The organism is Desulfobacula sp. (assembly GCF_014237455.1).
GTDB lineage: Bacteria > Desulfobacterota > Desulfobacteria > Desulfobacterales > Desulfobacteraceae > Desulfobacula.
Genome location: NZ_JABZFL010000096.1, coordinates 183,569 through 208,939, shown reverse-complemented (window position 1 = coordinate 208,939; position 25,371 = coordinate 183,569). Strand labels below are relative to the sequence as shown.

The 25,371-nt window shown below is 41.2% G+C and carries 20 protein-coding genes and 2 tRNA genes; 11 read left to right on the top strand and 11 right to left on the bottom strand.

Features of this window, described 5'->3' with window-relative positions; genetic code table 11:
- Positions 1-14: 14 nt before the first annotated feature.
- Positions 15-2,363, top strand: a complete 2,349-nt coding sequence (lon, locus tag HGJ91_RS14660) for an endopeptidase La (protein WP_291348567.1) — start codon at positions 15-17, stop codon at positions 2,361-2,363.
- Positions 2,364-2,384: 21 nt separating this feature from the next.
- Here lon and rho read toward each other — a convergent pair whose 3' ends face one another.
- Positions 2,385-3,455: a transcription termination factor Rho gene (gene rho, locus HGJ91_RS14655; RefSeq protein WP_291348566.1), complete on the bottom strand. Its 1,071-nt coding sequence runs from the start codon at positions 3,453-3,455 to the stop codon at positions 2,385-2,387.
- Positions 3,456-3,727: 272 nt separating this feature from the next.
- Between rho and HGJ91_RS14650 the strand changes: the two genes are divergently transcribed.
- Together HGJ91_RS14650 and HGJ91_RS14645 are read left to right on the top strand one after the other, a co-directional pair.
- Positions 3,728-3,803, top strand: a tRNA-Val gene (locus HGJ91_RS14650).
- A gap of 16 nt (positions 3,804-3,819) precedes the next feature.
- A tRNA-Asp gene (locus HGJ91_RS14645) sits at positions 3,820-3,897 on the top strand.
- A 69-nt stretch (positions 3,898-3,966) separates the two neighbouring features.
- Here the strand turns inward: HGJ91_RS14645 and leuB are convergent.
- Positions 3,967-5,055, bottom strand: a complete 1,089-nt coding sequence (leuB, locus tag HGJ91_RS14640; RefSeq protein ID WP_291348565.1) for a 3-isopropylmalate dehydrogenase — start codon at positions 5,053-5,055, stop codon at positions 3,967-3,969.
- Between the two features lie 123 nt (positions 5,056-5,178).
- Here leuB and HGJ91_RS14635 point away from each other — a divergent pair, with 123 nt between their 5' ends.
- Positions 5,179-5,700 carry a cob(I)yrinic acid a,c-diamide adenosyltransferase gene (locus tag HGJ91_RS14635; protein WP_291348563.1) on the top strand — a complete coding sequence of 174 codons (522 nt, stop codon included), beginning with the start codon at positions 5,179-5,181 and terminating at the stop codon, positions 5,698-5,700.
- A 45-nt stretch (positions 5,701-5,745) separates the two neighbouring features.
- Here HGJ91_RS14635 and HGJ91_RS14630 read toward each other — a convergent pair whose 3' ends face one another.
- The 6 genes from HGJ91_RS14630 to aprB all read right to left on the bottom strand — a co-directional run bounded on the left by HGJ91_RS14630 (position 5,746) and on the right by aprB (position 13,737).
- The gene (locus HGJ91_RS14630) at positions 5,746-5,946 is read right to left on the bottom strand and encodes a cold-shock protein (RefSeq protein ID WP_291348561.1); all 201 of its coding nucleotides are present in this window, start codon (positions 5,944-5,946) and stop codon (positions 5,746-5,748) included.
- Between the two features lie 201 nt (positions 5,947-6,147).
- On the bottom strand, positions 6,148-7,335 hold the full coding sequence (gene qmoC, locus HGJ91_RS14625) for a quinone-interacting membrane-bound oxidoreductase complex subunit QmoC (protein ID WP_291348559.1): 1,188 nt from the start codon (positions 7,333-7,335) through the stop codon (positions 6,148-6,150).
- A gap of 39 nt (positions 7,336-7,374) precedes the next feature.
- Positions 7,375-9,711: an FAD-dependent oxidoreductase gene (locus tag HGJ91_RS14620; RefSeq protein ID WP_291348557.1), complete on the bottom strand. Its 2,337-nt coding sequence runs from the start codon at positions 9,709-9,711 to the stop codon at positions 7,375-7,377.
- 9 nt (positions 9,712-9,720) lie between these two features.
- A complete protein-coding gene (locus HGJ91_RS14615; RefSeq protein WP_291348555.1) occupies positions 9,721-10,995 on the bottom strand; it encodes a CoB--CoM heterodisulfide reductase iron-sulfur subunit A family protein in 1,275 nt (424 codons plus the stop codon).
- Between the two features lie 276 nt (positions 10,996-11,271).
- Positions 11,272-13,245, bottom strand: coding sequence for an adenylyl-sulfate reductase subunit alpha (gene aprA / locus HGJ91_RS14610; RefSeq protein ID WP_291348554.1), 1,974 nt, complete (start codon positions 13,243-13,245; stop codon positions 11,272-11,274).
- 54 nt (positions 13,246-13,299) lie between these two features.
- On the bottom strand, positions 13,300-13,737 hold the full coding sequence (gene aprB, locus HGJ91_RS14605; protein WP_291348553.1) for an adenylyl-sulfate reductase subunit beta: 438 nt from the start codon (positions 13,735-13,737) through the stop codon (positions 13,300-13,302).
- A gap of 404 nt (positions 13,738-14,141) precedes the next feature.
- Between aprB and HGJ91_RS14600 the strand changes: the two genes are divergently transcribed.
- Together HGJ91_RS14600 and HGJ91_RS14595 are read left to right on the top strand one after the other, a co-directional pair.
- Entirely contained in the window at positions 14,142-14,885 is a 744-nt protein-coding gene (locus HGJ91_RS14600) for a YkgJ family cysteine cluster protein (protein WP_291348552.1), read from the top strand.
- Positions 14,886-14,890: 5 nt separating this feature from the next.
- Positions 14,891-15,709 carry an SDR family oxidoreductase gene (locus HGJ91_RS14595; RefSeq protein WP_291348551.1) on the top strand — a complete coding sequence of 273 codons (819 nt, stop codon included), beginning with the start codon at positions 14,891-14,893 and terminating at the stop codon, positions 15,707-15,709.
- Between the two features lie 52 nt (positions 15,710-15,761).
- Here HGJ91_RS14595 and HGJ91_RS14590 read toward each other — a convergent pair whose 3' ends face one another.
- Positions 15,762-17,102 (bottom strand): sigma 54-interacting transcriptional regulator, encoded by a 1,341-nt coding sequence (locus tag HGJ91_RS14590; protein WP_291348550.1) that lies wholly within the window; start codon positions 17,100-17,102, stop codon positions 15,762-15,764.
- A gap of 619 nt (positions 17,103-17,721) precedes the next feature.
- On the opposite strand from HGJ91_RS14590, the gene HGJ91_RS14585 reads away from it, so the two are divergent.
- From HGJ91_RS14585 to HGJ91_RS14575, 3 genes are all read left to right on the top strand, one after another.
- The gene (locus tag HGJ91_RS14585) at positions 17,722-18,834 is read left to right on the top strand and encodes a multiheme c-type cytochrome (protein WP_291348549.1); all 1,113 of its coding nucleotides are present in this window, start codon (positions 17,722-17,724) and stop codon (positions 18,832-18,834) included.
- A gap of 42 nt (positions 18,835-18,876) precedes the next feature.
- The gene (locus HGJ91_RS14580; protein ID WP_291348548.1) at positions 18,877-19,311 is read left to right on the top strand and encodes a rhodanese-like domain-containing protein; all 435 of its coding nucleotides are present in this window, start codon (positions 18,877-18,879) and stop codon (positions 19,309-19,311) included.
- 159 nt (positions 19,312-19,470) lie between these two features.
- The gene (locus tag HGJ91_RS14575; RefSeq protein WP_291348547.1) at positions 19,471-19,752 is read left to right on the top strand and encodes a hypothetical protein; all 282 of its coding nucleotides are present in this window, start codon (positions 19,471-19,473) and stop codon (positions 19,750-19,752) included.
- Here HGJ91_RS14575 and HGJ91_RS14570 read toward each other — a convergent pair.
- Both HGJ91_RS14570 and HGJ91_RS14565 read right to left on the bottom strand, forming a co-directional pair.
- Entirely contained in the window at positions 19,701-20,891 is a 1,191-nt protein-coding gene (locus HGJ91_RS14570) for an HD domain-containing phosphohydrolase (RefSeq protein ID WP_291348546.1), read from the bottom strand. The genes HGJ91_RS14575 and HGJ91_RS14570 overlap by 52 nt on opposite strands.
- Positions 20,892-20,912: 21 nt before the next feature.
- Positions 20,913-22,052, bottom strand: coding sequence for a DUF294 nucleotidyltransferase-like domain-containing protein (locus tag HGJ91_RS14565; protein ID WP_291348545.1), 1,140 nt, complete (start codon positions 22,050-22,052; stop codon positions 20,913-20,915).
- A 201-nt stretch (positions 22,053-22,253) separates the two neighbouring features.
- Here HGJ91_RS14565 and HGJ91_RS14560 point away from each other — a divergent pair, with 201 nt between their 5' ends.
- On the top strand, positions 22,254-22,865 hold the full coding sequence (locus HGJ91_RS14560; protein ID WP_291348544.1) for an FmdE family protein: 612 nt from the start codon (positions 22,254-22,256) through the stop codon (positions 22,863-22,865).
- Between the two features lie 468 nt (positions 22,866-23,333).
- The gene (locus HGJ91_RS14555) at positions 23,334-25,337 is read left to right on the top strand and encodes a TonB-dependent receptor (protein ID WP_291348543.1); all 2,004 of its coding nucleotides are present in this window, start codon (positions 23,334-23,336) and stop codon (positions 25,335-25,337) included.
- Positions 25,338-25,371 lie beyond the last annotated feature (34 nt).

The window sequence follows — 25,371 nt, the reverse complement described above, 5'->3', positions numbered from 1 at the left end:
AGTTCTAAAATTCAATGATCAAAATTCCTAATTTTTTTCATCAGGATGGTTCGCAGAATTTAACAAAACAGCTTCCACTGGTGCCTTTAAGGGATATGGTGTTGTTCCCATCCATTACCACATCTGTCTTTGTCGGAAGAGATAAATCCATTAAGGCTTTATCTGAAGCCATGGCAGCAGATAAGAAGATTTTTCTGACCACTCAAAAAGACCCTGAAGTTTTAAAACCCACTATCAACGATATTTTTCAGGTGGGCACAGAAGCTAAGATCACCCAGCTTCTCAGATTGCCTGATGGAACCGTTAAAGCACTGGTTGAAGGGTGCGAAAGAGGAAAAATTGTCAAATTAGTTGATGAGAAGGGTTACCTCTGTGTTGATTATATACAGGTTCAGGAAGACCCCCTGCCTGAAAAGGCAAGAGAAGCTGCCATCAGAACAGTCACTGAAGCGGTTGAACATTATGCCAAACTTTCCGGTGCGGTATCAAAGAGTTTTTTTAAAAATCTTGATACCCTTTCCGCTCATGAGTCCAGATATGCCGATACCATTGCAACTCAGATGCCATTTAAAGTGTCTGATAAACAAAAATTGCTTGAATGTGGAAATATAGAAGACAGATTTTTTTTATTGTTAAAACTGATTCAAAAGGAAACAGAAGTCTTTACCATGTCCCAGAAAATAAAGGGAAGGGTAAAGGAGCAAATGGAAAAGCTTCAGAAAAAGCACTATTTGAATGAGCAGATGCGCGCCATCAAAAAAGAAATGGGAGAAGATGGCGGCGCAGCAGAATTCCAGGATCTTGAAAATCGGATAAAGAAAAAAAGAATGTCCAAAGAAGCAGCTTCCGTTGTGAGAAGAGAATTTGCAAAGCTGAAGATGATGCCTCCCATGTCATCGGAAGCCACTGTGGTCAGAAACTACATTGACTGGCTGATTTCTTTGCCATGGTTTAGAAAGAACCGCTCAAGGAATGATCTTAAAAAGGCTGAACAAATATTAGAACAGGATCATTATGGGCTTGAAAAACCCAAAGAAAGGATTCTTGAGTATTTGGCCGTACAAATCCTTGTTAAAAAAATTAAAGGACCAATCCTTTGTCTGGTGGGACCACCAGGTGTCGGGAAAACATCCTTGGCAAGATCGGTTGCGACGGCGACTGGAAGAGCCTTTGCCAGAATTTCTCTTGGTGGTGTCAGGGATGAAGCGGAAATCAGAGGTCATAGAAGAACCTATGTCGGGGCCATGCCGGGCAAGATTATTCAAACTTTGAAAAAAACAGGGTATAATAATCCTGTTTTCTGCCTGGATGAAATTGATAAAATGACCGCTGATTTCAGGGGTGATCCATCATCGGCTTTACTTGAGGCACTGGATCCGGAGCAGAATAAAAATTTTAATGATCATTATCTTGAAGTGGATTATGATCTGTCCCAAGTCCTTTTTATCACTACAGCCAATACCTTGTATGATATCCCGGCACCATTAAGAGACAGGATGGAAGTCATTCAGATACCGGGTTATACAGAGTATGAAAAAGAGAAAATTGCCACAGGGTATCTGATACCAAAACAATTGAAGGGAAATGGTCTTTCAAAGACTGATGCGGTTTTTTCAAAAAATGCCATCCATGTCATTATAAAACAATACACAAAAGAGGCAGGGGTAAGAAACCTGGAACGGGAGATTTCTTCTGTATTAAGAAAAATAGCTAAAGAGATCGTTCAAACCAATAATAGGAAGCTGCATAGAATTTCAACAACCATGGTTTTAAAATATCTTGGGCAACCCTTCTTTAGAGATAGTGTCCTGGAAAAAGAAGACCGGACCGGGATTGTCACAGGCCTTGCATGGACCCAGGCCGGGGGTGAACTGCTCACCATAGAGGTGGTCACCATGCCGGGCAAGGGAAATGTGCTGGTAACCGGAAAACTTGGAGAAGTCATGAAAGAGTCTTCCCAGGCAGCCGTCAGTTATGTCAGGTCCCGCAGCAAAGAATTGAATATAAAAGAAAATTTCTATAAAAATCTTGATATCCATATTCATGTTCCAGAAGGTGCAATTCCAAAAGATGGTCCTTCAGCAGGCATATCCATGTGTACAGCAGTTGTTTCCATCTTGACCGGAAAACCGGTCTCAAGAAAGATTGCTATGACAGGCGAAATTACATTGCGGGGAAGGGTGCTGCCTGTCGGAGGATTAAAGGAAAAATTGTTGGCTGCCCATGCCAATGGTATTAAAAAAGTAATTGTTTCTACTGAGAACAAAAGAGATATTAAAGAGATCCCCAAATCCATTCAAAAGCAAATGGAAATCGTTTATGCTGAGGATATGTCCCAGGTGCTTGAAAATGCCCTGTTGTGACGGATATGTTATGATATGAGTTTATTCAAGATATGATAAAAATTGCGTCATAGCATCTTTTTTGTCCTTTGTGGCGAGGGCTCTTCGAATTTCAACCATTTTTTCATGTTCATCCTTATCCATTAACAGGTCTTCTTTTCGTGTGCCGGATTTGTTGATATTAATGGCCGGCCAGATCCGGTTCTCTGCACATTCTTGGGAAAGAAACAGGTCCATATTTCCCGTTCCCTTAAATTCCTGATAGATAATGTCATCCATTCGGCTGCCTGTATTAACAAGAATGGTGGCAATAATGGTTAAGGAACCGCCATTTTCAAGCTTTCTTGCAGCGCCGAAAATTTTTCTGGGAAACTCCATGGCATTAGCACCGAGCCCTCCGGTCAGGGTTTTGCCGTGACTGTCTGTAAGTGCATTAAAGGCTCTCGTCATTCGGGTTAAAGAGTCAATGAATACGACCGAATTCTGGCCGATTTCAGCACACCGGATAGCAGTATGCATGGCAAGGCGGGTCATTCTCATATGCTGGCCAATCTGCTGGTCTGCTGAGGAGTATAGGACATGTGCATCTTTTAATCCCCTTTGAAAATCAGTCACTTCTTCCGGTCTTTCATCAACCAGAAGAACAAAAACTTTTGCATCCGGATGGTTCATCACCACAGAGTTTGCCATATGTCGCAGTATGGTTGTTTTACCGGATTTGGGCGGCGCAATAATCAACCCTCTCTGGCCCATACCAAGGGGAGTGATCATATCCAGAGTTTTTCCCATGTTATCATCTTTATCCTGAGTAAGATAATAGCGTTCAAAAGGGTTAATGCTAACCTGGTCTTGCAATAGTGGCGTGTTGATAAATTCATCAAAGGGGAGTTTGTTAATCGTCTCAACCCGGATTAAAGCGAGATTCGGGTTGCTTGGACCTTTTTGTTCCCCAAAACCCTCAATAAACCCACCTTCCTTTAAATTTAATTTTCGTATCAAACTATTTGGGACATATGTATTTTCAGGTCTGGGTTGGAAGTTTTCTTCTATATTCCTCAAAAATCCAAACCCCTTATCCATAATCTCAAGATATCCTTGTACAGGTTCCATCATCTGACTCCTTGGTCGAAATTCATGACGAATAAAATAAAGAATAAGTGATTGATCGTCATTGATAATTTAAAAAGCTATGATTCAAATTTTTTTGGTGAAAAATCGAATGACTGCTTAATCATAATTAATCTATAGCATTTTTAATATGAGCTTGCAAGCAAGGCCACAGCAAATAATTTTGACCCATAAAAAATAGCAACAACAACCATGCTTTTGTGGTAGTTTTTGCTTGACACAATTTTATATTATTGATATAAGTCCTTTTGTTTTTCGGGCGATTAACTCAGTTGGGAGAGTGCAACCCTTACAAGGTTGAAGTCGCAGGTTCAAGCCCTGCATCGCCCACCAGAAAAGTAAGATTGTTGGGGGTGTAGTTCAGTTTGGTTAGAACGCTTGCCTGTCACGCAAGAGGTCGCGAGTTCGAGTCTCGTCACTCCCGCCACAAATACAAAAAAGGGTATTTTAGTGAAAGCTAAAATACCCTTTTTTGTATATTTTAGAATAGATACGGCTAGTCATTCATTTTTTCAAGTTCTTTTAGGATAGCATCTCCCATGGTTTCTGTATCTACAGCCTTGTCTTTTTCATCCGTCAGATCCGCTGTGAAAATATTTTTTTCAAGAACACTGGAAATGGCTTTTTCAATGGCATTGGCAGGATCTGAGAGTCCAAAGGTATATTTAAGCATCATTGCACCGGACAAAATCTGGGCAATGGGATTGGCAATACCTTTTCCTGTAATATCAGGGGCAGATCCCCCTGCAGGTTCATAAAGACCAAATTTTTTTTCGTTCAGGCTGGCAGAAGCCAAAAGACCCATGGATCCGGTTATCATAGCGCATTCATCAGAAATAATGTCCCCAAACATATTCCCGCAAAGAAGCACATCAAATTGATGGGGATCTCTGACAAGCTGCATGGTGGCATTGTCGACATATATGTGGTTTAAGGTGACATCCGGGAATTCTTTTGCAATTTGTGTAACGGTTTCCCTCCAGAGAACCATGGAAAACAGAACATTGGCCTTATCGACGGATGTCACGATATGGTTTCTTTTTTGGGCGGCCTCAAAGGCCATTCTGGCAATTCGTTCAATTTCAAACCGGGTATATACCATTGTATCAAAGGCTTTTTCATCAAGGCCTTCCCCTTGCCTTCCCTTTGGTTCACCAAAATAGATACCGCCGGTTAACTCACGTACACAGAGAATATCAAAGCCGTTTTTAACAATTTCGGATTTTAATGGCGAGGCAGATGCAAGGGTAGGGAAGACTTTTGCGGGTCTGAGATTACAATATAAGCCAAAGTGTTTTCTTAACGGCAATAAAGCCCCTCGTTCAGGCTGTTCTTCCGGCGCAAGGTGCTCCCATTTAGGGCCACCGACTGAGCCAAATAAAATCGCATCACTTTGTTCACATAAGGCTAAAGTTGAATCCGGCAACGCTTTCTCGTGATTGTCAATGGCAGCACCCCCAATGTCTGCAAATTCATATTCAAAGTCAAGTCCATAAAGGATTGCCGCTTTTTTAAGAATTTTAACCGCCTGTTCCATCACCTCGGGTCCGATTCCATCACCTGGGAGTACAGCAATCTTGTTCAAATTTGTCAATCTCCTAACTTTTTAGTTACATTTATGAAAATTTTATATTATATTAATTTTTATAATATGCAATAGTTTGTTTAGTTTTTATAAAATAAGTTTAATAATACTGGATTATTATTTATGAAAAAAGGATATATTCACATATACACCGGAGACGGAAAAGGCAAAACAACTGCTGCTCTCGGCCTTGCATTACGCGCATCCGGCCATGGCTTTTCAGTATATATCGGTCAATTCATGAAAGGACAGCATTATGGAGAACTGTCAAGCTTAGACTTAATTCCCAATATCACCATCAAACAATTTGGCGATCCGGGATGTTTCAGAAAAGAAGATGTTACCCCCAAACATATTGATCAGGCTCATAAGGGTCTTAAAGAATTCGGAACCATTATGAAAAAGGGCCTTTATGATATAGTGGTCATGGATGAAATTTGTGTTGCCATATGGTTTGGTCTGATTTCAGAGTCACAGGTGATTGATTTGATGCAGTCAAAGCCGGAAAATATTGAACTTATATTAACCGGTCGAAAAGCAACACAGAATTTAATAAATTACGCAGACCTGGTGACCGAGATGAAGGAAATAAAACACTATTATAAATCGTTGGGGATATTGGCAAGAAAAGGGTTTGAGAATTAAAAAACCAAGGCAGAAATTAATTACTGCCTTGGTGGTGAGGTATGTTTAAACTTTTATAACTTTTCTGGCCGAGAGTCCTTTGTCGTTCTCTTCTACTTCAAATTGTACACGTTCTCCTTCTGAAAGTGTTTTGAAACCTGACATTTCAATGGCTGAAAAATGAACAAACACATCATCGCCGGTTTCTTGCTCAATAAAACCAAAACCCTTTTTTGAATTAAACCATTTGATTGTTCCTTCCACCAAAATTTTTCCTCCTTGACTTAGTATTAAGACAAAATACTTATGAAAAATTTGCTCTGGAAAACACCTTTAAGCAGAGCAGCTCTTATATATTTTGGGTGATCGTAATAATGGTTATTACTTCATTTTAAAAAATGCAAGGAAAAAAGAGGGGAGATGATAAAAAACCATCTCCCCTCTTTGTTTAAATTTTATACTCTTCAGCTATGTTCTGTTACTGTATTCCGCGTAGGTCATAGCCGCAGTCCTGTAAACAAAATGTGCCATTTTTGAGAATGGCAGGAATGCAAACAGGTTGAAAATGGCAATCAGATGCAGATAGTAAAAGAAATAAGAAACATAGGCCATATGGGCAAGACGGGCCATTTCAGTGAGTAAGCCTGTTGCACCAAGAGAAAAAACAAGAACAAGGATAAACCAGTCTTTATATAATGTAATCTGGTCATCTTTTTTATCCAGCCTGTTTTTAATCATCATCCCACTGCCGATAACCAGAGCAACACCGGAAATATTGGCCAGCCATTTCACAGGATTAAGCTGGGAATAGGGACCGGGTGTCTGGAACAAATAGAGAACCAAAAAGAAAATTGCAGTTACAATAAAAAGTCCGATAAATGAGAATAGCACCATCATATGCGGGGTGGACCTGTCCTTATTGCTTTCACACTCATTGAACTTATCATGTTTGAGAATGGTCGGAATCACTTTTATAAGCGCCTGGAGCATTGCTTTAAAATCCAGGGATGTTTTGTCTGTCTTTCCTTCAAGAACCGCATTCTCATGAATGTCATTTAAAAAGTTTTTAAGATTGAGGACAAAAATAATGACTGCTGCAGTGAAAATGGGCACAAAAGTCAAATCCACAAACCAGGTTGAGAAAAAATTAGCCTGGGCAATCACATGTCCTCCTTCATGGACATGTGCCCAGTCAAAGAACGGGATGAATTCAAAAATTTTGGTCATGGTTTCACCCGCATTCATTGTAATAAACGCAAAGATAGCAAACCAGATGGCGGGGATTCCAAGAAGGAAAGGCAACTTTTTCGGGTCATTGACTGCATTTGCCAATGCTTTGGGTCTGGCATATTCGGTAATGGCCACAAATCTGATAGCAGAAAGGACATCCCCTGGTGCTGCGCCTCTCGGGCAGAGGTCAGAACAGTCGCCGCACTCATGGCACAGCCAGATATCACCACTGCAGATCAGCTTGTCTTTAAGACCCCAGGAAGCGGCAATCATTTCTTTTCTCGGGAAAGGACTGTCTTCAGGAGCAATAGGGCATGCAACCGAACAAGTGGCACACTGATAACATTTTTTAAGTGTTTCACCACCCAGACCTCTTACTTGAGCAATAAAGTCAAGATCCGGTTGAGCAAGATATTTTTCAGTCATACTTATATACCTCCTAAACTATTGTTTAAATAGTTTTGATTAGAATCCTTTGAATGGGTTCGGACCAAGGTCTTCAACTTCTTCAACAAAGGTATTGATTATTTCAGGAAGTTTGTCATATTCATCAATGGCAACTTCAACAAAGGCAACACGTTCTTCTTCAAGTGCAAGGCTTGAAAGAGCATCACCGATTTTTTTCACACGTGTTTCGGCCAGCTCGGAACCTTTCATAAAGTGACACTGGTAATCATCACCATGTTTACAGCCAATGAGAATAACACCGTCCATACCCTGGGCAAGCGCATCTTTGATCCAGATAACATTAAATGAACCCAGGCACCTTACCGGAATAAACCGGACATTCGGAGAGTAATCCATTTTGTTCATGCCCACCATGTCAAGGGCCGGGAATGCATCATTTTCGCAGATGAATGCAAGGAATCTCAATGGAGGTTCATCATAATCGTCTTCCGACGGAACCCCAATGGCTTTAACCTGGGAACCGATAGAATCAATCGTGTAATCAGCAAAAGAGATAATTCTCTCAGGGCAGGCACCCATACAGGTTCCGCATCTTCTGCATCGGGTCGGATTCGCCATTGGAGTCCCTTTTTCATCATCGTCAAGGGCACCAAAGGGACATTCAACTGTACAGCGTTTACACTGGGTACATCTCTGGAAAAAGAATTCCGGATAGGTCATATCTCCTGATCTTGGATGAACAGCCATTCCGCGGTTAGCACTTTCGATACACTGGATGGCTTTGAGAGCTGCCCCTGTCGCATCTTCCATGGATTCTTCAATGGTCATGGCCCTTCTTACGGCACCGGCAGCATAAATACCGGTTCTCTGGGTTTCATAGGGAAAGCAGATATAGTTGGAATCTGCATACTGGCCAAAAATATCGTTATCTCTGAATCCCGGACCCTGCCTGTATGCAAGATTGATAACAGGATCATCCGCAGTGACGGGAACCATACCACCGGCCACAACAACCATGTCGGCTTTAATGGCAAGATTTTCACCCAAAAGTGTATTGGTGGCAGTGACTGCAAGACCATTACCCTGCTGGGCAACTTCTGTTACAGCACCTTTGGTCATAAAGATGCCGTCATCCTGCTGCATACTTTTGTAAAAATATTCCTGAAGTCCGGGGGTTCTCATATGCTGGTAAAGGATATACGCTTTACCATCTGAATAATCTCCCCTGACATATTTGGCCTGTTTCAAGGCCACCATGCTGGTAACGGAGCCACAGTATTCAAAATCAGCATCATCTTCATCTTTGCCCGGAGACTGGATAAATACAACGCTTTTGGCCTCCTTGCCGTCGGAAGGTCTGACAATTTTGCCTTTGGCAGCAATTTTTTCAAACTCATCATTGGTAACAACGTCTGGAAGATCGACACCCAGGTGTGCATATTCTTCACCTTCAAGAACAGCAGGACGCCAACCGGCAGCCAGAACAACTGCCCCATAGAGCTCTCCGTCAGGGTCAAGCTGAAGGATATCTTCACGGCCTTTATTGAATTCAAGATATTTGGCATGGGCATCTTCTACGGTCAGATCTTTACCATCTTCATCCACCAGCATTTCTTCAGGCAGCGGAAAGGGAACGTCAAAGGGGATTTTTTCACCCGGTTTTTTAAATGTTACGGTAAATTCACCGGGTTGTCCGGCAATACGGGCGACTTCAGTAGACGTTTTAACGTCAATATTTGAAAAGCTTTCGATTTCAGAAATCAAGTCATTGACAACCGGTGCCCGTAATTCTTCAAAAGGCTCTGCAACCGGCATCTGGCTTCTCATGTTAGCAGCATAACCACCCAGTTTATCAGTTTTTTCAACAATGGTGACATCATACCCGACTTTTGCCGCATCCAGGGCTGCTGCCATACCGGTTACACCGCCACCCAGAACAAGAATCTTTTTGGAGAAGGATTCTGTTTTATAGGGTTCGGGCAGGTTGACTTTTTGAATCCTGATCATGCCCATTTTGATATAATCTTCAGCCTTCATCTGAATGGGATCAAAATGTTCTTCATCATCCTTCTGGTCTTCTTCAAGCCTGGGATAAGTTTCTCTTGAGTGCGGCCATACAACGCCTTCCCTCAAGTTGACTCTTTCAATGATGCAACCGTCAAAAGTGAACACGTCAAAGTTAACACGTCGTGAGCAGGCACAGATGGCCATGGCGTTCACTTTTTCATCATCAATATCTTTCTGAATTAGCTCTACACCTTCCTTGGAGCACAGAAACGGGTGGGTAGTACAATTAATGCCCTCTTCATCAGGAACATCTACCAAATCTTCCATATCGAGGGTATCACCGATTCCACAGCCTGTGCAGATATATACTCCGTATTTTTTATCCATGATTCTCCTCTACCTCCTTACAAGGGTCTGAATGGCTTTAAGCGCCATACCTGTAGCATTCTGGTTAGATGTTACAACATCAGCAGGCTTGTTGGCACAACCGGCTGCAAACATACCGCCTTTTTTGAAATCGTTTATTATGAAATCTTCAGGGTTGTAAGTCAGATCCGCATTGGGTTTGTCAATGGCACATGTTGGCTGCATTCCGGTTGCAAGTACGAGCATGTCCACGGTCTGTCTTACTTTTTCACCTGTGATGGTATCCTCAGCGACCAGGTTGATATTTCCGGAACCCGTCTCTTCGCTGACTTCGGCAACTTTACCTTTTACAAAGAAGATATTTTCATCTTTTTTAAGGTTTGCATAAAATTTTTCATATTTCAGGCCCGGTGTTCTAAGATCAATATAATAAATATAGATTTTTGCATCGGGGTATTGTGCTCTGATATAAGTCGCATGTTTCAAGGACGCCATGCAGCAGATATAAGAGCAATAGGACAGGTGATTTTCATCCCTGGAGCCCGCACACTGTGCAAATGCTATGGTTTCAGGCGCTTTATCATCAGACGGACGGACAATTTTACCGGACGTAGGACCATTTGAGGATGCCATTCTTTCAAGCATCATGTTGGTCACAATATTCTGGTATCTGCCAAATCCGAGATTATCAATTTTTGTGGCATCATAGGGAGTCCATCCAGTATTCCAGACAATGGCTCCTACTTTAAGATCAAAGGTTTTTTCTTCCATGTCAAAATCGATGGCCTCATATTTACAGGCCTCTTTGACTTTGTCACGGTCATCTGTGCTTATGGCAGGATCCATAACATATCTCATGGGGAATGCCATGTTATGCGGTAAGTAAGCGGCTTTTCTTCGGTCCATGCCAAAGTTGAAATCATTAGAAATTTCAGTATCACAAACGTCTGCACAGTCGCCGCAGGCAGTACAATTTTCATTTACATATCGAGGCGATGTTTTTACAGTCACTGTATAATCACCGGCAGCACCTGCTACATTCTGTACCTCTGACAAGGTAAATATTTTAATGTTTTTGTTGTCCTTGAGTCTTCTGTAATTAATTTCAAGTCCGCAAGTAGGCGGGCAAAGTTTGGGGAAGTAGTGTTTAAGTTGGGATACTCTTCCGCCAAGGGATGCTTCCTTTTCCACAAGGAAGACCTCATACCCCACTTCGGCAGCTTCCAAGGCAGTTGTAAGGCCGCTGATTCCACCACCAACCACCATTAAGCTTCCACTAACCGGGGCTGAATTATCTGTTGTCATGCTGTCCCTCCGTGCATTTGGGTTATATTATTTTGGGTTAACTATTATTTTTATGCCAAATCTAAACACATTTATTTTAAGAGTTAAAAAGCTTTTTGGCATCCTCTCTCCTATTTTATAGATGCAAAGACAAATCCTTAAAATTTTTGCACTTACAAAAGAGGAGACAGGAAGAAGACCAAAACCTTCGTAATTTTAAAAAAACCCCCAGGCACTAGCGAACCAGCACCTGGAGGTTATTATACTAAGAACGTACGTTAAGATCTATCTTCAGCACTAGTCAGCGATGATCTTAATATAAGGTACTTTTTTCAAACTCCACTCATTTGTTTCTTTGTTGTATGTTGAGTTTGTAAAGCAGAACCATTCTTCATCATTCTGTCCCATGAAGTCACCTCTGTAATAGAAACCAGGGTATCTTGATTCTTCACGGAACTGGATGTGACGGGTATGAGCCTCAACTGTGTAGAGACGATGGGTAATTTCCCATGCTCTCATCAGCTCATGCAGGTCACCTGCAGCAATATTTTCAAGATCTTCACGGAACATTTCAAACAGATCCATGAGGATTTCAAGGGATTTACCGGACGTCATGTAGTAAGTAGCTGTTCCGCCACCGTACTCATTGGTCATCTTCATGAGACGAAGTGCCATGCCGGCAGGTTTGCAATAGTTGGGGTTAATGGTTTCATCTGTTGTATATTCACAATTGTCAAGATAAGTTCTGACAGGTCTGTAAACCAAGTCAACCAGCTCTTCGTCAGTCTCTTTGAAACTTACGTCTCCGGGATTGTCTCTGATGTATTTGACCATTTCTTTTGCACAAATACGGCCTTCAGCATGGGAACCGGAGGAGAATTTATGACCGGAACAGCCAACGCCGTCACCAGAAGTGAACAGACCTTTGACAGTAGTCATACGATTGTAGACTTTATCTCCAACACCCCATTTGTAATCAGCAGGAACCCAGTCTTCGTCAGGACCTGAACACCAGATGCCGCAGCAGCCTGAATGAGAACCTAAGAGGTACGGTTCGGTGGGCATGACTTCTGAATCTTTTTTCTCAGGCTCAGTATTGGTTGCGCACCAGAGACCGGCCTGACCAACGGACATATCAAGGAAATCTTCCCAGGCTTCAGACTCAAGATGTTTGAGCTCTTTTTTACTCATGGTTTCACCCAATTTGGCAAGAGCATCAGTAGTTTTCATGATGATGGGACCACGGCCTTCCTTGTACTCTTTCATCATGAGATGGTTTCTCAGGCAGGTCGGCGTAACCGCAGCAGTTCCATAAGGCGCATATTTTTCAAGCTCTGCTTTTGCATCGTCAGAACCTGCAAAGGCTTCACCAAGACCATTAACAGTCTGTGCTTTAAAAAGAAGAAACCACGCGCCAACAGGTCCATAACCATCTTTAAAACGAGCCGGGGTGAAACGGTTTTCCATCATGGAAAGTTCAGCACCTGCTCTGACAGCCATTGTGTAAGTGGAACCTGCATTCCATACGGGATACCATGCACGACCTTTACCCTCACCAACTGAACGGGGCTGGTAAACATTAACTGCGCCACCGCAGGCAACCATCATTGTTTTTGCCTTGATGATATAAACTATGTTTTCACGTACGGAAAAACCAACTGCGCCGGCTATTTTAGTCGGATCATTTTCATCGTTGAGAAGTTCAACAATGAAACATCTTTCAATGATATTGTCTTCGCCAAGGGCGAGTTTTCCGGCTTCAGCAACAATTCTTTTGTAAGATTCACCATTGATCATGATTTGCCATTTACCCGTACGGACTGGAGTGGCTCCACCCTTAAGTGTGCCGGCTTTCATACCTTTTTTCCCGTCAAGGTTTTTTCCGTCATCAGTCTTTTTCCACATGGGGAGTCCCCACTCTTCAAAAAGATGAACAGAATCATCAACATGACGTCCAAGATCAAAGATCAAGTCTTCACGTACAATACCCATAAGGTCATTTCTGACCATTCGGACATAATCTTCAGGGCTGTTGTCACCAATATAAGTGTTAATCGCTGAAAGACCCTGGGCTACTGCGCCGGATCTTTCAAGAGCTGCTTTATCACAAAGAAGAATTTTTGTGTCGTCGCTTGCCCATTTTTTAACTTCAAATGCTGTTCCGCAGGCAGCCATACCGCCACCAACGATCAGAATATCAACGTCTCTTTTATCAACCTCTGGATCTCTTATTGCTTTAAGTTCTCCAGTAGGTTTGTTAGGTAATGCCATTATATACCTCCAAAATTATAAATAAAGTATCAAATTAAATAGTTGACAGTCTGGTTATACAAGCTCGGTTGGAGCTGCAAGTACATAACCATCTGCTTCCTGGGTAGAAAGCAGTCCACTGTCAAGATCTTTACCTTTAAGGTCAAGATATGCATTAGCCTCGCCTTCAGGAGTCGTTCTGATGGGGAACTTGAAGCGTTTAATAACACCGTTTCTAAACTTGCATGTCCACATAACATCCTCAGTACCCATCATAGGAACAGTAGAGCCTCCCATGGGTACAAAGTCAGAATAACCTCTGACCTCAATGGCCTGAGTAGGACAGATCTTTACGCATGAAAAGCATTCCCAGCACTGATCTGGTTCCTGGTTGTATGCTTTCATTTCATTTGGTTCAAGAACCATCAGGTCATTGGGACAGATGTACATACATGCTGTCTTGTCCCCACCTTTGCAGCCGTCACATTTTTCTGCAATTACAAAAGATGGCATTTAAAATACCTCCATAATTTAAGTTAATCAAAAACGCACAATACCGTTGTGCTACTATTTTTTATTTCAACAAACAGGCTATAACCGTTACTGTTCAGCCTGGTAATTCTTAAGTCGGCTTTAAGATCAAAAAATTAAAGCCCAATATCAATTCAATCGCCACACAAATGTTATCGGAATAGCACTCTCTAACTCTTTTTGTCAAGAATTTTTCAAAAAAGATTGGCCTTGTTTTTCAATTGTTTGTGCCATTCGGACAAATAACAATATGTATAGAATATCAATAGGATAAAGTACAATATATAGTGCATATCTCAAAGTAAAAAGAGACTGGAAATCTAAAAAAATTACTGATAATCTAGAGAAAATAAAAATTAGTGTTCAAACAGACAAAAGGAAAACAAATGACAGAAGATATGATGCCGATCAGTTTAGAAAATTTGATGAATTTTAATTGCAATTCTCAAAATGAATGTTTTAATGACTGTTGCCGTGACCTGAATCAGGCACTGACACCCTATGATGTTTTGCGATTGAAAAATAATCTTGGGATATCCTCACAGGTTTTTTTAAAAACTTATACTTCTCTGCATTACGGACCGGGTTCCGGTTTGCCAGTCATCGAATTTAAACCCAACCCGGCTACGGGATATGAATGCCCTTTTGTTATTTCTAAAGGATGTTCTGTCTATGATGACAGGCCCGGTTCCTGCCGGATGTATCCTCTGGCCAGGGCCATTGCCCGATCAAGGGAGACAGGGGAGATTAGCCAATACTTTGCCCTGATTGAAGAACCGCATTGTAAAGGGTTCGGCAAAAAGACCGGGCAGACGGTTAAAGAATGGCTTAAAGGCCAGGATGTGGGTAAATATAATGAAGAGAATGACAAGCTCATGGAATTGATCAGCCTTAAAAACCAGATTCTGCCCGGCAAGCTTGAAGGGGCGGGGGCTGATAAATTTTACCTGGCCTTATATGATCTGGATGAGTTCCGGGAACAGATTGTTGAAAAAGACCTTTTAAATGAATTCCATTTTCCGAAAGACCTCTTAAAGAAAATCAAAACAGATGATGAAGTGTTGTTGAACCTTGGCATTGACTGGGTGAAATTTATGCTGTTCGGCATAAAGATGACATTTGGAGGATAAATTCTATGCAGATCAAAGGAAAAGTAGCCTTGGTTCTAGGGGCAGTGAAAGGTATTGGAAAAGGAATCGGCCTTGCTCTGGCCAATGAGGGCGCAAAACTTATAGTAACCCGCCATGATTGGGAAGACTCTTTTGATAGTATGGAAAAAGATTTTTCAGCATCTAAAGCCGAGCACCTGATCATTACAGCAAATTTGCGTAGTATTAAAGATATTGAAATGCTTGCTTCACGCATTGAAGAAAAATACGGCCGTCTGGATATCTTGATTAACAATATTGAGCGTGGCGGTTGGCCCACGGTTCATGGTGAATATGTTGAAGATCAATGGGATCTTGAAATTGAAACCACTCTTAAGGCTAAGCGGTGGGTGTTTACTTCTGTCTTTCCCCTGCTGAAAAAAGCCAAGGAGGCTGTGGTTATCAATATATCTTCCATCGCAGGTATTGTCGGGCGATCAGGCCCTGCCGCACTCATCTTTAATGACGGATATGCCGCTGCCAATCGGGGTATTTCAAGTCTCACAGAAACCTGGGCCCGCCTGGGCGCACCCCATATCCGGGTCAATGAAATTATGCTGGGAATTTTTGATACCCGGCATGCCGGAGGTACACGGGGGTGGAGTCAAGTTCTTACGGAAAATGAAAAGCAGTCTTTGCTCGATCACACTCTGTTGAATCGAACAGGAACCATAGAGGATGTGGTTAAAGCCAGTCTATATATTATTAAAGATGCATCCTACATGACGGGAAGTGTTTTAAGACTTGACGGAGGCTATGTGCTTGCCGGGGAAAAAATACCCTCCATGCCCAAAGGGATTGTTTAACAATTTTGCTTTAGCCCGGCCTGAACAGAAAAATTATTGCTGTTGCAAAAAGCTAACGGAGCACAGAAATCCCAAGCCGGTTGATCTTACGGCGCAAGGTGTTTTTATCGATACCAAGTTCACGAGCCGTTGCCATTCTTTTCCATTGGTTTCTTTGAAGAGCCTGCTGGATGGAGTATTTTTCAATTTCTCTAAGGCTCAATCCCTTTGAGATAAGCATGTCATCATTTTTTGGTACAATACGGTCAGGTAAACTGTGCAGGCGAATCAGATCATTTCTGCAAAGTACAAAGGCGTGTTCTATAGCATTTTCAAGTTCGCGTACATTTCCCGGCCAATCATAGAGCATCAGGGCTGCTAAAGCATTTTGGGATAAGCCTACGATTTTTTTTCCTGTTAAATGGTTAAACCGGTCTATAAAATGATCCACCAGAAGGGGAATATCTTCTTTTCTATCTAAAAGAGGTGGTAGTGACAACTTTATGATATCAATGCGAAAGTACAGGTCTTCTCTGAATTTTCCTTTCTTAAGCAGTTTTTCCAGGTTTTGATGAGTTGCAGTAATCACTCTGGCATTTGTTTTGATCGTTTTGGTGGACCCTAAAGGTTCATAGACCTTATTCTCCAGAACACGGAGAAGGCGTATCTGCACGGCCTTTGAAATGTCTCCGATTTCATCTAAAAAAATTGTTCCATCCTGAGCCAAAGCGAATCGCCCGGGTTTGTCTTTTTTAGCATCAGTAAAGGCTCCAGCCTTGTATCCGAAGAGCTCTGCTTCACAAAGGGTGTCGGGCAATGCACCACAATTAATTGCTATAAAAGGCCCTTTTTTTTTGAGACTATTATTATGAATTGCCCTGGCAAAAAGCTCTTTTCCTGTACCGCTTGCTCCTGTAATCAATACAGTACTGCTACTTTCGGCTATTTGTGGTAGAATCGAAAAGAGTTTGAGCATTTTTTCACTTTTACTTATGATATCATCAAAAGAGTGCTGTTTGCGAAGCGCTTTCCTGAGGTTGTTGACTGCTGTCAGATCTTTGAAAGTCTCAACTCCTCCGATAATTTTGCCTTGTGAATCTTTCAACAGAGCTGTTGTTACACTGATGAGAATACGTTTCTTGTCAGCACGAAGAATATAGACGGGCCTGTTTATAATAGGTTTTTTTCTTTTGATGGTCTTCTGGATAAGACATTGCGTTTTGCATACACTGGCTTTTAGAACCTCAAAGCACGGACGTCCGATTGCCTCTTCCCTCGGTATCCCTGTGATTTCCTCTGACCCTTTGTTAAATGACGTAATGCGCAAATCTAAATTAACAGTAAAAACCCCATCCGCAATACTGTCCAGAATAATTTGATAATGTTCTTGAATTTGTTCTTTAAATAGTTTCATTTAAAAAATTATATTAAAAGGTTATTAAAAACAATTTTAATTTAATATTTTATTAACAATAATGTCAATCATCTATACAGGTTGTTCTGAATTAAGCTATGCGTTGCTGTCTTAAGTTTTATTTTCTACCAGGAACATATTGCCCCCATTATTTTTAGCAAAGGATGCATATTGTTCCCTGATTATGTGTACATACCCATATTTCAAACCCTTTATAATTGCAATTATCTATTGGCTGTTCAAACAGTTACATCTGTTGAGAATATTAAATATAGTTTTGGCGCAGATATTGCTATTTTTTTATAAATAAGCATTCTTAGCTTAATCTATATTGATGAATTGACATTGACTGAATGCAGAGGTTCTACAAATATGAAAAATAAGGGGTAAGGCAATGAGACTTATGAAAGTTGTAATTTGTTTTGTGTTGGTTTTTACCGTTTCCTTTTTTTCGTTCTATAACAGCCCTGTGGCTCGATCCGCCGAGAAGGAGAATCATTGTTTTACCTGCCATACAAACGCACGGAAGCTGATAAAAATTACAAGAGAGATTGCTAAAGCAAACAAAGACAAACCAGGGGGCTCAGCCGAAACAGAGGGAGAGGGCTGAGGTGGAGCTGTGGAGCCGTTGGCTCCGCATGAAAAGATTTTTGTTGACAGCGAAATAGCCGAAGATGAAAATCATGGTGAAATCGGATGTGATGAATGTCATGGAGGTGACCCAAACGAACCTGACTGGAAAAAAGCCCATAAAGGTGTTGTAAAGGATCCTAGCTATCCTGATGCTTCCGAATCTTGCGGGATATGCCATGAAAGTATTGCAGAAAATTATAAGACCAGCCTTCACGTAAGCTTATCACCTATAAAAAAGATGATCGACATAAGGGCTAATCAGGATAAGTCTGTGCATAAAAAAGTAGATGCGGCCAGAGAGGGCCATTGTCTTTCCTGTCACAGCAGTTGCGGCCAGTGCCATATCAGCCGCCCTGAATCGGTGGAAGGAGGATTGCTGGACGGGCATCTGTTCCAGAAAAGGCCACCAATGCAACAGGTTTGCACTGCCTGTCACGGCAGTCGAATTGGCAAAGAATATTTAGGAGAAAATAAAGGTTTTAAACCAGATATCCATAAAGAAAAATATTTTAAATGCAATAAGTGTCACACGGCAGATGAAATGCATGGTGACGGCAATGATTATGCTAACCGTTATCAGATGGAAAACGGCCCTAAATGTTTGGATTGCCATGAAGCGATCTATGACGTACAAGCTGAAAATGCTAAAAATCATTGGGTCCACAAAGATCAGGTGAGCTGTAATGTCTGCCATTCCCAACCTTATAAAAACTGCTATGGCTGTCATTTTGGAAAAGATAAGCAGGGTTTTAAATTCTTTAAAACTCAGGAAGCTGACATGCAGTTTAAAATTGGCCTGAACCCATTGATGTCCAAGCCTGAAAAGTTTGTCACAGTACGTCATATCCCGGTAGATCAGAACTCGTTTAAGTTATATGCAAAAAACGGCCTAAGCAACTTTGACAGGCTGCCCACTTGGAAGCTTACCACACCACATAATATCAGGCGACAAACCCCCCAGAACAAAACATGCAATGGGTGTCATGGCAATAAGGACCTGTTTTTGCTTAAAAAAGATGTAAAAAAGGAATATTTAGAGGCGAACAAAAATGTTATAGTTCCCATCGATTTTATTCCCGAAGAAAGGCGTAGTGACTAATTTTCGATTATTTAACTTTTAAGTGGTAAAGGAGAAAATAACATGAAAAAATGTATTTATTTTTTATCTGTGTTGGCTTTTGTTTTTAGTTTTGCTCTGATTGCTCCAATGGCAATTGCCAAGGATATGACAGCTGATGACCTTGTGACAGAGGCTAAAGAAAGTATTTGTGAGGTATCGGTTTCTGATGCCAAGGCCTTATTAGATAAAGGCGAAAATGTTTTTTTAGATTGCCGGGAGCCAAAAGAATTCAAGATGGGTCATGTCCCTGGGGCAATAAATATTCCAAGAGGTCTTCTGGAATTCAAAATTTCAAAAAAAATACCTGATAAGAATGCAAATGTCGTTATGTACTGTAAAAAAGGTGGGCGAGGCTGTCTGGCTACCTGCTGCTTATGTAGAATGGGATATCGAAATGTTAAAAATCTGGCCGGTGGATGGATGGGTTGGGAAAAGGCGGGCTATCCAATCGAATAAGCAGGATGGAATATGAGCAAAGCCTTTTTTTCGTTATTTTCAAAAGATTCTCAGTAGATGCAGCTAATGCGCTTAAAGCATTTGCCAATTTCATCCCTTTAATTGTCACCTGATATCTGTTCTGTCTTGGTTAAAACGCCGGACAGTTTGAGGACACACTTGTCCGCAGTTCCCGGCGTTAAATGGAATGCCTTTGGGAGCTTTAACCTGAAGGTCACACGTAAAAAAAATGTTCAGGCATTGACTGGAACCATAGAAGATGTTGTTAACGCCTGCCTGTTTATTATAAAGGATGCACCCTATATGACCGGAAGCGTTTTAAGACTTGACGGAGGCTATGTGCTTGTCGGGGAAAAAATACCCTCCATGCCTAAAGGGAATCGTTTAGATCAGAAATTTGCAGGGAAGCCATTGGAAAATTTTTTTTCAAACAGGTTTTGATCAGCTATATCAGCCATATCTTTTTTTAAAAGAGCCAGGCTTGATTCCATTGTGTCCTTTATATCCAATACATCCGGGTTTTCCCGGATGACTTCAAAAAATGCCTGGACAATTTTTGGATCAAACCGGATACCAACTCCTTCCTGTAGAGCTTGTATGGCAAAAGAGAATTTTTTCTTCGGGATTTGAGGTCTGCCGCTTATCATGGTTTCAAAGGCATCACATACGGTAATTATCCTTGCCCCCAAAGGGATGGCATCCCCTTTTTTCCCGTCAGGATATCCTGTGCCGTCATACAGTTCATGGTGGTGTCTTACAAGGGGTTCAATTTCGTTGAAAAATGTTAACGGACTTAATATTTTTGCCCCTAATACCGGGTGCTGACGGACGGCAGACAACTCATTTGGCGACAGTTGCCCTAAGTGTTCCAGCACCGTATCTTCCATACCAATTTTTCCTATGTCATGGAGAATACCGGCGTGATAGATATTTTTTACTTCATGTTCATCCAGTTCCATTTTCCGGGCCGTGAGTTCCGATAAGACAGCCACACGCTGTGAATGTCCATGGGTGATTCGATCCTTTGCTTCGAGGGCAAGGGTAAATCCTTCAACAATCTGGCGATAGACCCCCATCATTTTTTCATCATATCCAATGGCTTTTTGAAGCGCCAGCGCTCCTTGTTCACCAAGGGCGGATACCAGTTCAAATTCATGTGAATTCAGGGGCCTGTATTGTGAAAAATAGACGGCCAGAATGCCGGAATATGGTTTCATGATATCAAAGGGAAGGCCTGTCACTGAGCCGATCCGCCTTTTTCCCAGACGTTCAAGATCAGGAATCCTTGTATCATTCCTGGCATCCTTTATAAATACATGGGGCTTGCTCATATCAAAAATGGTTAACAGGGTCTGGTAATCGGTTCCGGACAGGCTCCTGTAATCAAATCCATGGAAGATTTTTGTCGTAATAATTTTTTTCTGATGGTTTAATATCCAATAAATACATCCCTTGGCCGCCATGATATCCGTTATATTTTCAACAATGCATTTTAGAATATCCGTAACTTCACGACCGGAATGGATTTTTTTACTTACTTTTGCAAATAATTTAAAAAAAGAATGATAGGAATCGTCCATGATTGTTTTACGCCTTTTTGGTTAGTTAAAAAAATTCATCCATACCACATTGTATAGTTTATTGATTCTCTTTTGCAACACCTTTACTGCTTTCAGTGCATGTGACAGTTCTTTTTTTTGAGAGTTCGTTAACCGGGACAGATCAATACAATTGTCAGGAAGCGGTGCGCCTTTTTTTTCAAGAAAGTGATGGGTTATTTTCATTTTCATTAACAGGGTAAAAGCCGATTTATATGTGTTGTATTCTGTAGAAGAAATCACCTGTTTTCCTTTTAACCGTGCCATCCTTTCAAGGGTTGAGGGCTCTTTAATCCAGTTGTTCACAGCCAGTATCCGAATACCGTTTATCAAATGTGCCAATCCCGATGTTTTCAGGTTAAAGCATTCTTTACAAGACCCGCTTCGATGCGTCCTGATTCTGCCGAATAGCGTCTTCGGCGATTTAAATAATTTGTCATCCCTTGTAAGATAATGGCTGACGCTGATGGTTTGGCCAAACAATTCAAAAACACGAGAATGAACCTTTTCAGCCAGAGTCAGATCTCCGTATATCGCCTTGAAATCAAGCAGAATGGTGAGCTTTCGAACATCGGCAGGCTCTGATGATCCCACCCATTCATCCAGGGCGGTCATCCAATTGTGGATAGATCTTCGCCAGACAGGGTTTACTGCCATAACATTACCGATACATTTTTTGAATCCAAATGCCTCAAGATCTTCAACCACGATGGCTGACAATTGTTTAAAAAAAAGATCCGTCTCTATGTTGTTGCCGGTTACAGGATTTGCATAAATGATAGCATTGTCCTGATCAGTCCTGACCACCTGCTCCTGCCTGGCTTCGCTTCCCATATTTACCCAGCAAAACGGTGTGGTTTGCGGGTGACCCGATTTTTTCATTAAGGTTTTTTCTGCGGATCGAATAATCTGACAGGTGGTTGTTTTATTCAGAAAAGAGATGATTTCAAGGATATACTCAAGATTATCCAGTCTGTTTAATATTGAAATTGTAAACTGGTCAACCCGCTTGCCAAGCTCGTTCAGTTTTAACTTGAAGTCCGGGTGTTTGATGGATTCCAGAATATGCGAAAAAATATTAAAAAGATCCTGATGTTGTTTCAAGGCTTCATATGAAGCGCTTATTTTAATTTTTTCCGGCATGCTTGTTTTCCATTGATAAATTCATGATTAAATCAGTATAATTTTATTTAAATGATATTATGGATAACATTTTTTGTCGATCCGATAAATCGATTTGTTTGAAAAAACAGGAAGTTTGATTTTAAAAAAGATGCATACGCTTGAGCCGGTTTTTTCTAATTTCCTTGACAAGGCATTCCTAACCATATTAATTTGAATTTTATGGATAGAGATGAATTGATGACGGATGATTTTAAAAAATGTGTTGATTTTCACGGGCACATTTGTGGCGGCCTGGTTTTTGGGTATAAAGCTGCAAATGCTGCGCTTGAGTGGCTTAAGGAGAACCGTGCTCAGGATGAGGAACTTGTCGCCATTGTTGAAAATGATGCCTGCGGCGTGGATGCTGTTCAGGTCTTAACCGGCTGCACCTTTGGCAAAGGCAATTTTATCTATAAAGACTATGGAAAGTTGGCATTTACATTTTTCAGCAGGAAAACAGGACAGGGAGTTCGGATTTCACCAAAATTTAGGCCTAACCCAAGTATGAGTGAAGAGCAAAAGGAATTGTTTGAAAAACAGAGGAACAATATTGCCACGCAAGAGGAACTTGCAAGGCTTGAAGCACTTAAAACAAAGAAAGCTTTTGAAATTCTGGGAAAACCCGTAGATGAGTTATTCTTAATAACCCCGGCAAAGGTTCCCATACCGGAAAAGGCGCGGATCGAACCCTCGACACAATGCACACGCTGTGGTGAACCAGCCATGTCCACAAAGATGGAAACCATAGATGGGAAAAAGGTCTGTCAGGGATGCCTGGACGGCAATAATTAAAAATAAAGTCAGTCTGTCCGGCTTTTTTATTCCCATGCTGTTTACAGGACATTTTTCCGCACACTTTAAATGTCTGGAACAAAATAGATTGATTTTGCTTGACAAAAAGCCTTCTTTTTTTTAAATTATAAAGTTATTTGAAGTAAAGTTTACTTATAGTCAGGCTAAGAAAGCCTTACACTCTTTTGCTTTGAATCTGTATTATTTGTGATTTGTATTGATAACTAAAAGCCACGAAGGCTTGTTTCTTTTACGGAAACAGTGTTTTCGCGGCTTTTTTTATGTAAAGAGGGATGGGAAGACAGCCGATCCAGACCAAGGTTCAAAGCTGTCTTCCCACGTTGTCGGCAGAAGCTTCCACCGAAAATGAATCATAGCAAATATGGTTCATAAAATCAAAATTTATTCGGAAGCTTCAGTCTGTCAACAATTTGTTTATTAAAAATAACTAAGGAGATAGACTGAACGATGAAAAAATCAATACGTGTATTAATACCAATTGTTTTAAGTTTGATGATTATGCCGTCGGTATGGGCCACGGAGGACAAGGTCATCAAACTTGATCAGGTCGTAGTTACAGCCACCAAATATGAAACTTCTGTTAAAGATATTCCTGCTTCGGTCACCATTATAGATTCTGAACAGATTGAGTTTCAGAATCTACCCAATGGAGACATTGGTGATGTATTGCGCTCTGTCCCCGGGATAACACTTCGGCGAGCATATGCCCCGTTCCCTGCATATCCCAATATCCGCGGACTTGGAAGCGATGCAACAGTTGTCCTTGTAAACGGTATTCCCACAAATTGGGAGATCACCCAGGCAATTCCTGCGGGTAATATTGAAAGAGTGGAAATCATACGCGGACCTGCATCAGCGCTGTACGGCGCTAATGCCAACGGTGGTGTTATAAATGTAATTCTTAAAGAAGGAAAAAAAGAAAAAAAAGGCAGCCTTGGGGTCGGCTTTGGCAGTTTTGATACCTGGCGCTTGAAAGGAGATGCACAGGGTGGTTTTGATAAATTCAGATATGCATTTGCCGCATCTTATGAAGATTCCAATGGTACCAATGTTGTTACAAACAAGGTGATTCCCAGTGTTAGCATGATAGATGACTGCGATTATGATAAGACAGCATTTTCTGTAAACACTGTCTATGATTTAAATGAACGCTCCAAATTATCTTTATTTTATAATTTTTTTAATGACAGGTACACAAGGGGAAGACCCCATGTAGGCGGAGACTGGGACAGGCATTTTGCCGCACTTTCCTGGAATCACGACTTTTCAGATGATATTTCTTTGAGGGCATATGCAGGAATTCGTTATGATGATCTTTTGCATCTGTATGACAGGGGAAACACAAACTATGATCCCAACAGAAAAAGATATACTGATTATTATGAAACACCGGTGGAATTGACCGTTACTGCGGGTGTGGGGGCTAAAAATATTTTAACCGCTGGTTTTTTTTATAACAGACAGGAAACAGAACAGGAATATCGCATGTGGGTCTCAGGTGATCCGTGGAGGACAAACAAGTATAAAGTCAGAACCCTTGCCGGATATATTCAGGATGTATGGAAGCCTGTTGAAGCCTTGACGCTTACGGCCGGACTTCGCTATGATCACTGGGAAAATTATGATAATTATTTCAGTAACTTTACTGATTCCAGTCCGGCTGATCGCACAGATGACAACTTAAGTCCCAAGCTTGGAATAAGATACAATTTTCTTGATGATATATCGGTCTGGGCCAACTATGGAGTTGGATTTAAGCCGCCTTCATCCGCTCAGCTTTATGATGACAGAACTTCCGGGGGAAACCCCAGGCAGCCCAATCCCGATCTTAAACCGGAAAAGACACAATCATGGGAACTTGGGGTTGAAAAATGGTTCGGGAATGCCATTCAGACCAATGTCGCAGGATTTTACAACTATACGGATGATAAAATTTTATCCTGGTTTGATGCGAGTAATATCTGGGTTAACAAGAATATAGGAGGTTCAAAATCATACGGGACTGAATTTTCATTGGCATGGTATCTTACTGAAAATTGGACCCTGAATGCAAACTATACCTATAATCTTGCAACAATTGACGAAAATCCTGCAAATTCGGCTCAGGAAGGCAATTATCTTCCTTTCAGCCCCAAGCATAAGGCAAACCTTGGTATTAATTATAAAAAGCCAAACAATTACAGTATAGGTGTTTTTGCAAGGTATCTCAGTGATCAGCATACCAATGACAATAATACCACGCAAAATACCAATGGGGCCAACCTTATGATGGATGAGTCTTTTGTGGTTGACATAAAAGCCACAAAACATTTTCCAGTATCCTGGGGATACGTGAACATGGTTGACTTGTCCTTGAGTGTTGATAATCTTTTTAATGAGGATTATCAGACATACTATATATATGAAGATCCTGGCACTGTTTGGTCTGCGGAAATCAGCTTTAACTTTTAATTCATTAAAAATAAAGCCGCTTCTATTGAGGCGG

What these genes read in the sequence shown, in the direction of transcription:
- lon (WP_291348567.1), top strand. Translation starts at nt 15, where the DNA reads ATGATCAAAATTCCTAATTTTTTTCATCAGGATGGTTCGCAGAATTTA.
- rho (WP_291348566.1), bottom strand. Translation starts at nt 3,455, where the DNA reads ATGATGGAACCTGTACAAGGATATCTTGAGATTATGGATAAGGGGTTT.
- HGJ91_RS14635 (WP_291348563.1), top strand. Translation starts at nt 5,179, where the DNA reads ATGAAAAAAGGATATATTCACATATACACCGGAGACGGAAAAGGCAAA.
- qmoC (WP_291348559.1), bottom strand. Translation starts at nt 7,335, where the DNA reads ATGACTGAAAAATATCTTGCTCAACCGGATCTTGACTTTATTGCTCAA.
- HGJ91_RS14620 (WP_291348557.1), bottom strand. Translation starts at nt 9,711, where the DNA reads ATGGATAAAAAATACGGAGTATATATCTGCACAGGCTGTGGAATCGGT.
- HGJ91_RS14615 (WP_291348555.1), bottom strand. Translation starts at nt 10,995, where the DNA reads ATGACAACAGATAATTCAGCCCCGGTTAGTGGAAGCTTAATGGTGGTT.
- aprA (WP_291348554.1), bottom strand. Translation starts at nt 13,245, where the DNA reads ATGGCATTACCTAACAAACCTACTGGAGAACTTAAAGCAATAAGAGAT.
- aprB (WP_291348553.1), bottom strand. Translation starts at nt 13,737, where the DNA reads ATGCCATCTTTTGTAATTGCAGAAAAATGTGACGGCTGCAAAGGTGGG.
- HGJ91_RS14600 (WP_291348552.1), top strand. Translation starts at nt 14,142, where the DNA reads ATGACAGAAGATATGATGCCGATCAGTTTAGAAAATTTGATGAATTTT.
- HGJ91_RS14595 (WP_291348551.1), top strand. Translation starts at nt 14,891, where the DNA reads ATGCAGATCAAAGGAAAAGTAGCCTTGGTTCTAGGGGCAGTGAAAGGT.
- HGJ91_RS14590 (WP_291348550.1), bottom strand. Translation starts at nt 17,102, where the DNA reads ATGAAACTATTTAAAGAACAAATTCAAGAACATTATCAAATTATTCTG.
- HGJ91_RS14580 (WP_291348548.1), top strand. Translation starts at nt 18,877, where the DNA reads ATGAAAAAATGTATTTATTTTTTATCTGTGTTGGCTTTTGTTTTTAGT.
- HGJ91_RS14570 (WP_291348546.1), bottom strand. Translation starts at nt 20,891, where the DNA reads ATGGACGATTCCTATCATTCTTTTTTTAAATTATTTGCAAAAGTAAGT.
- HGJ91_RS14565 (WP_291348545.1), bottom strand. Translation starts at nt 22,052, where the DNA reads ATGCCGGAAAAAATTAAAATAAGCGCTTCATATGAAGCCTTGAAACAA.
- HGJ91_RS14560 (WP_291348544.1), top strand. Translation starts at nt 22,254, where the DNA reads ATGGATAGAGATGAATTGATGACGGATGATTTTAAAAAATGTGTTGAT.
- HGJ91_RS14555 (WP_291348543.1), top strand. Translation starts at nt 23,334, where the DNA reads ATGAAAAAATCAATACGTGTATTAATACCAATTGTTTTAAGTTTGATG.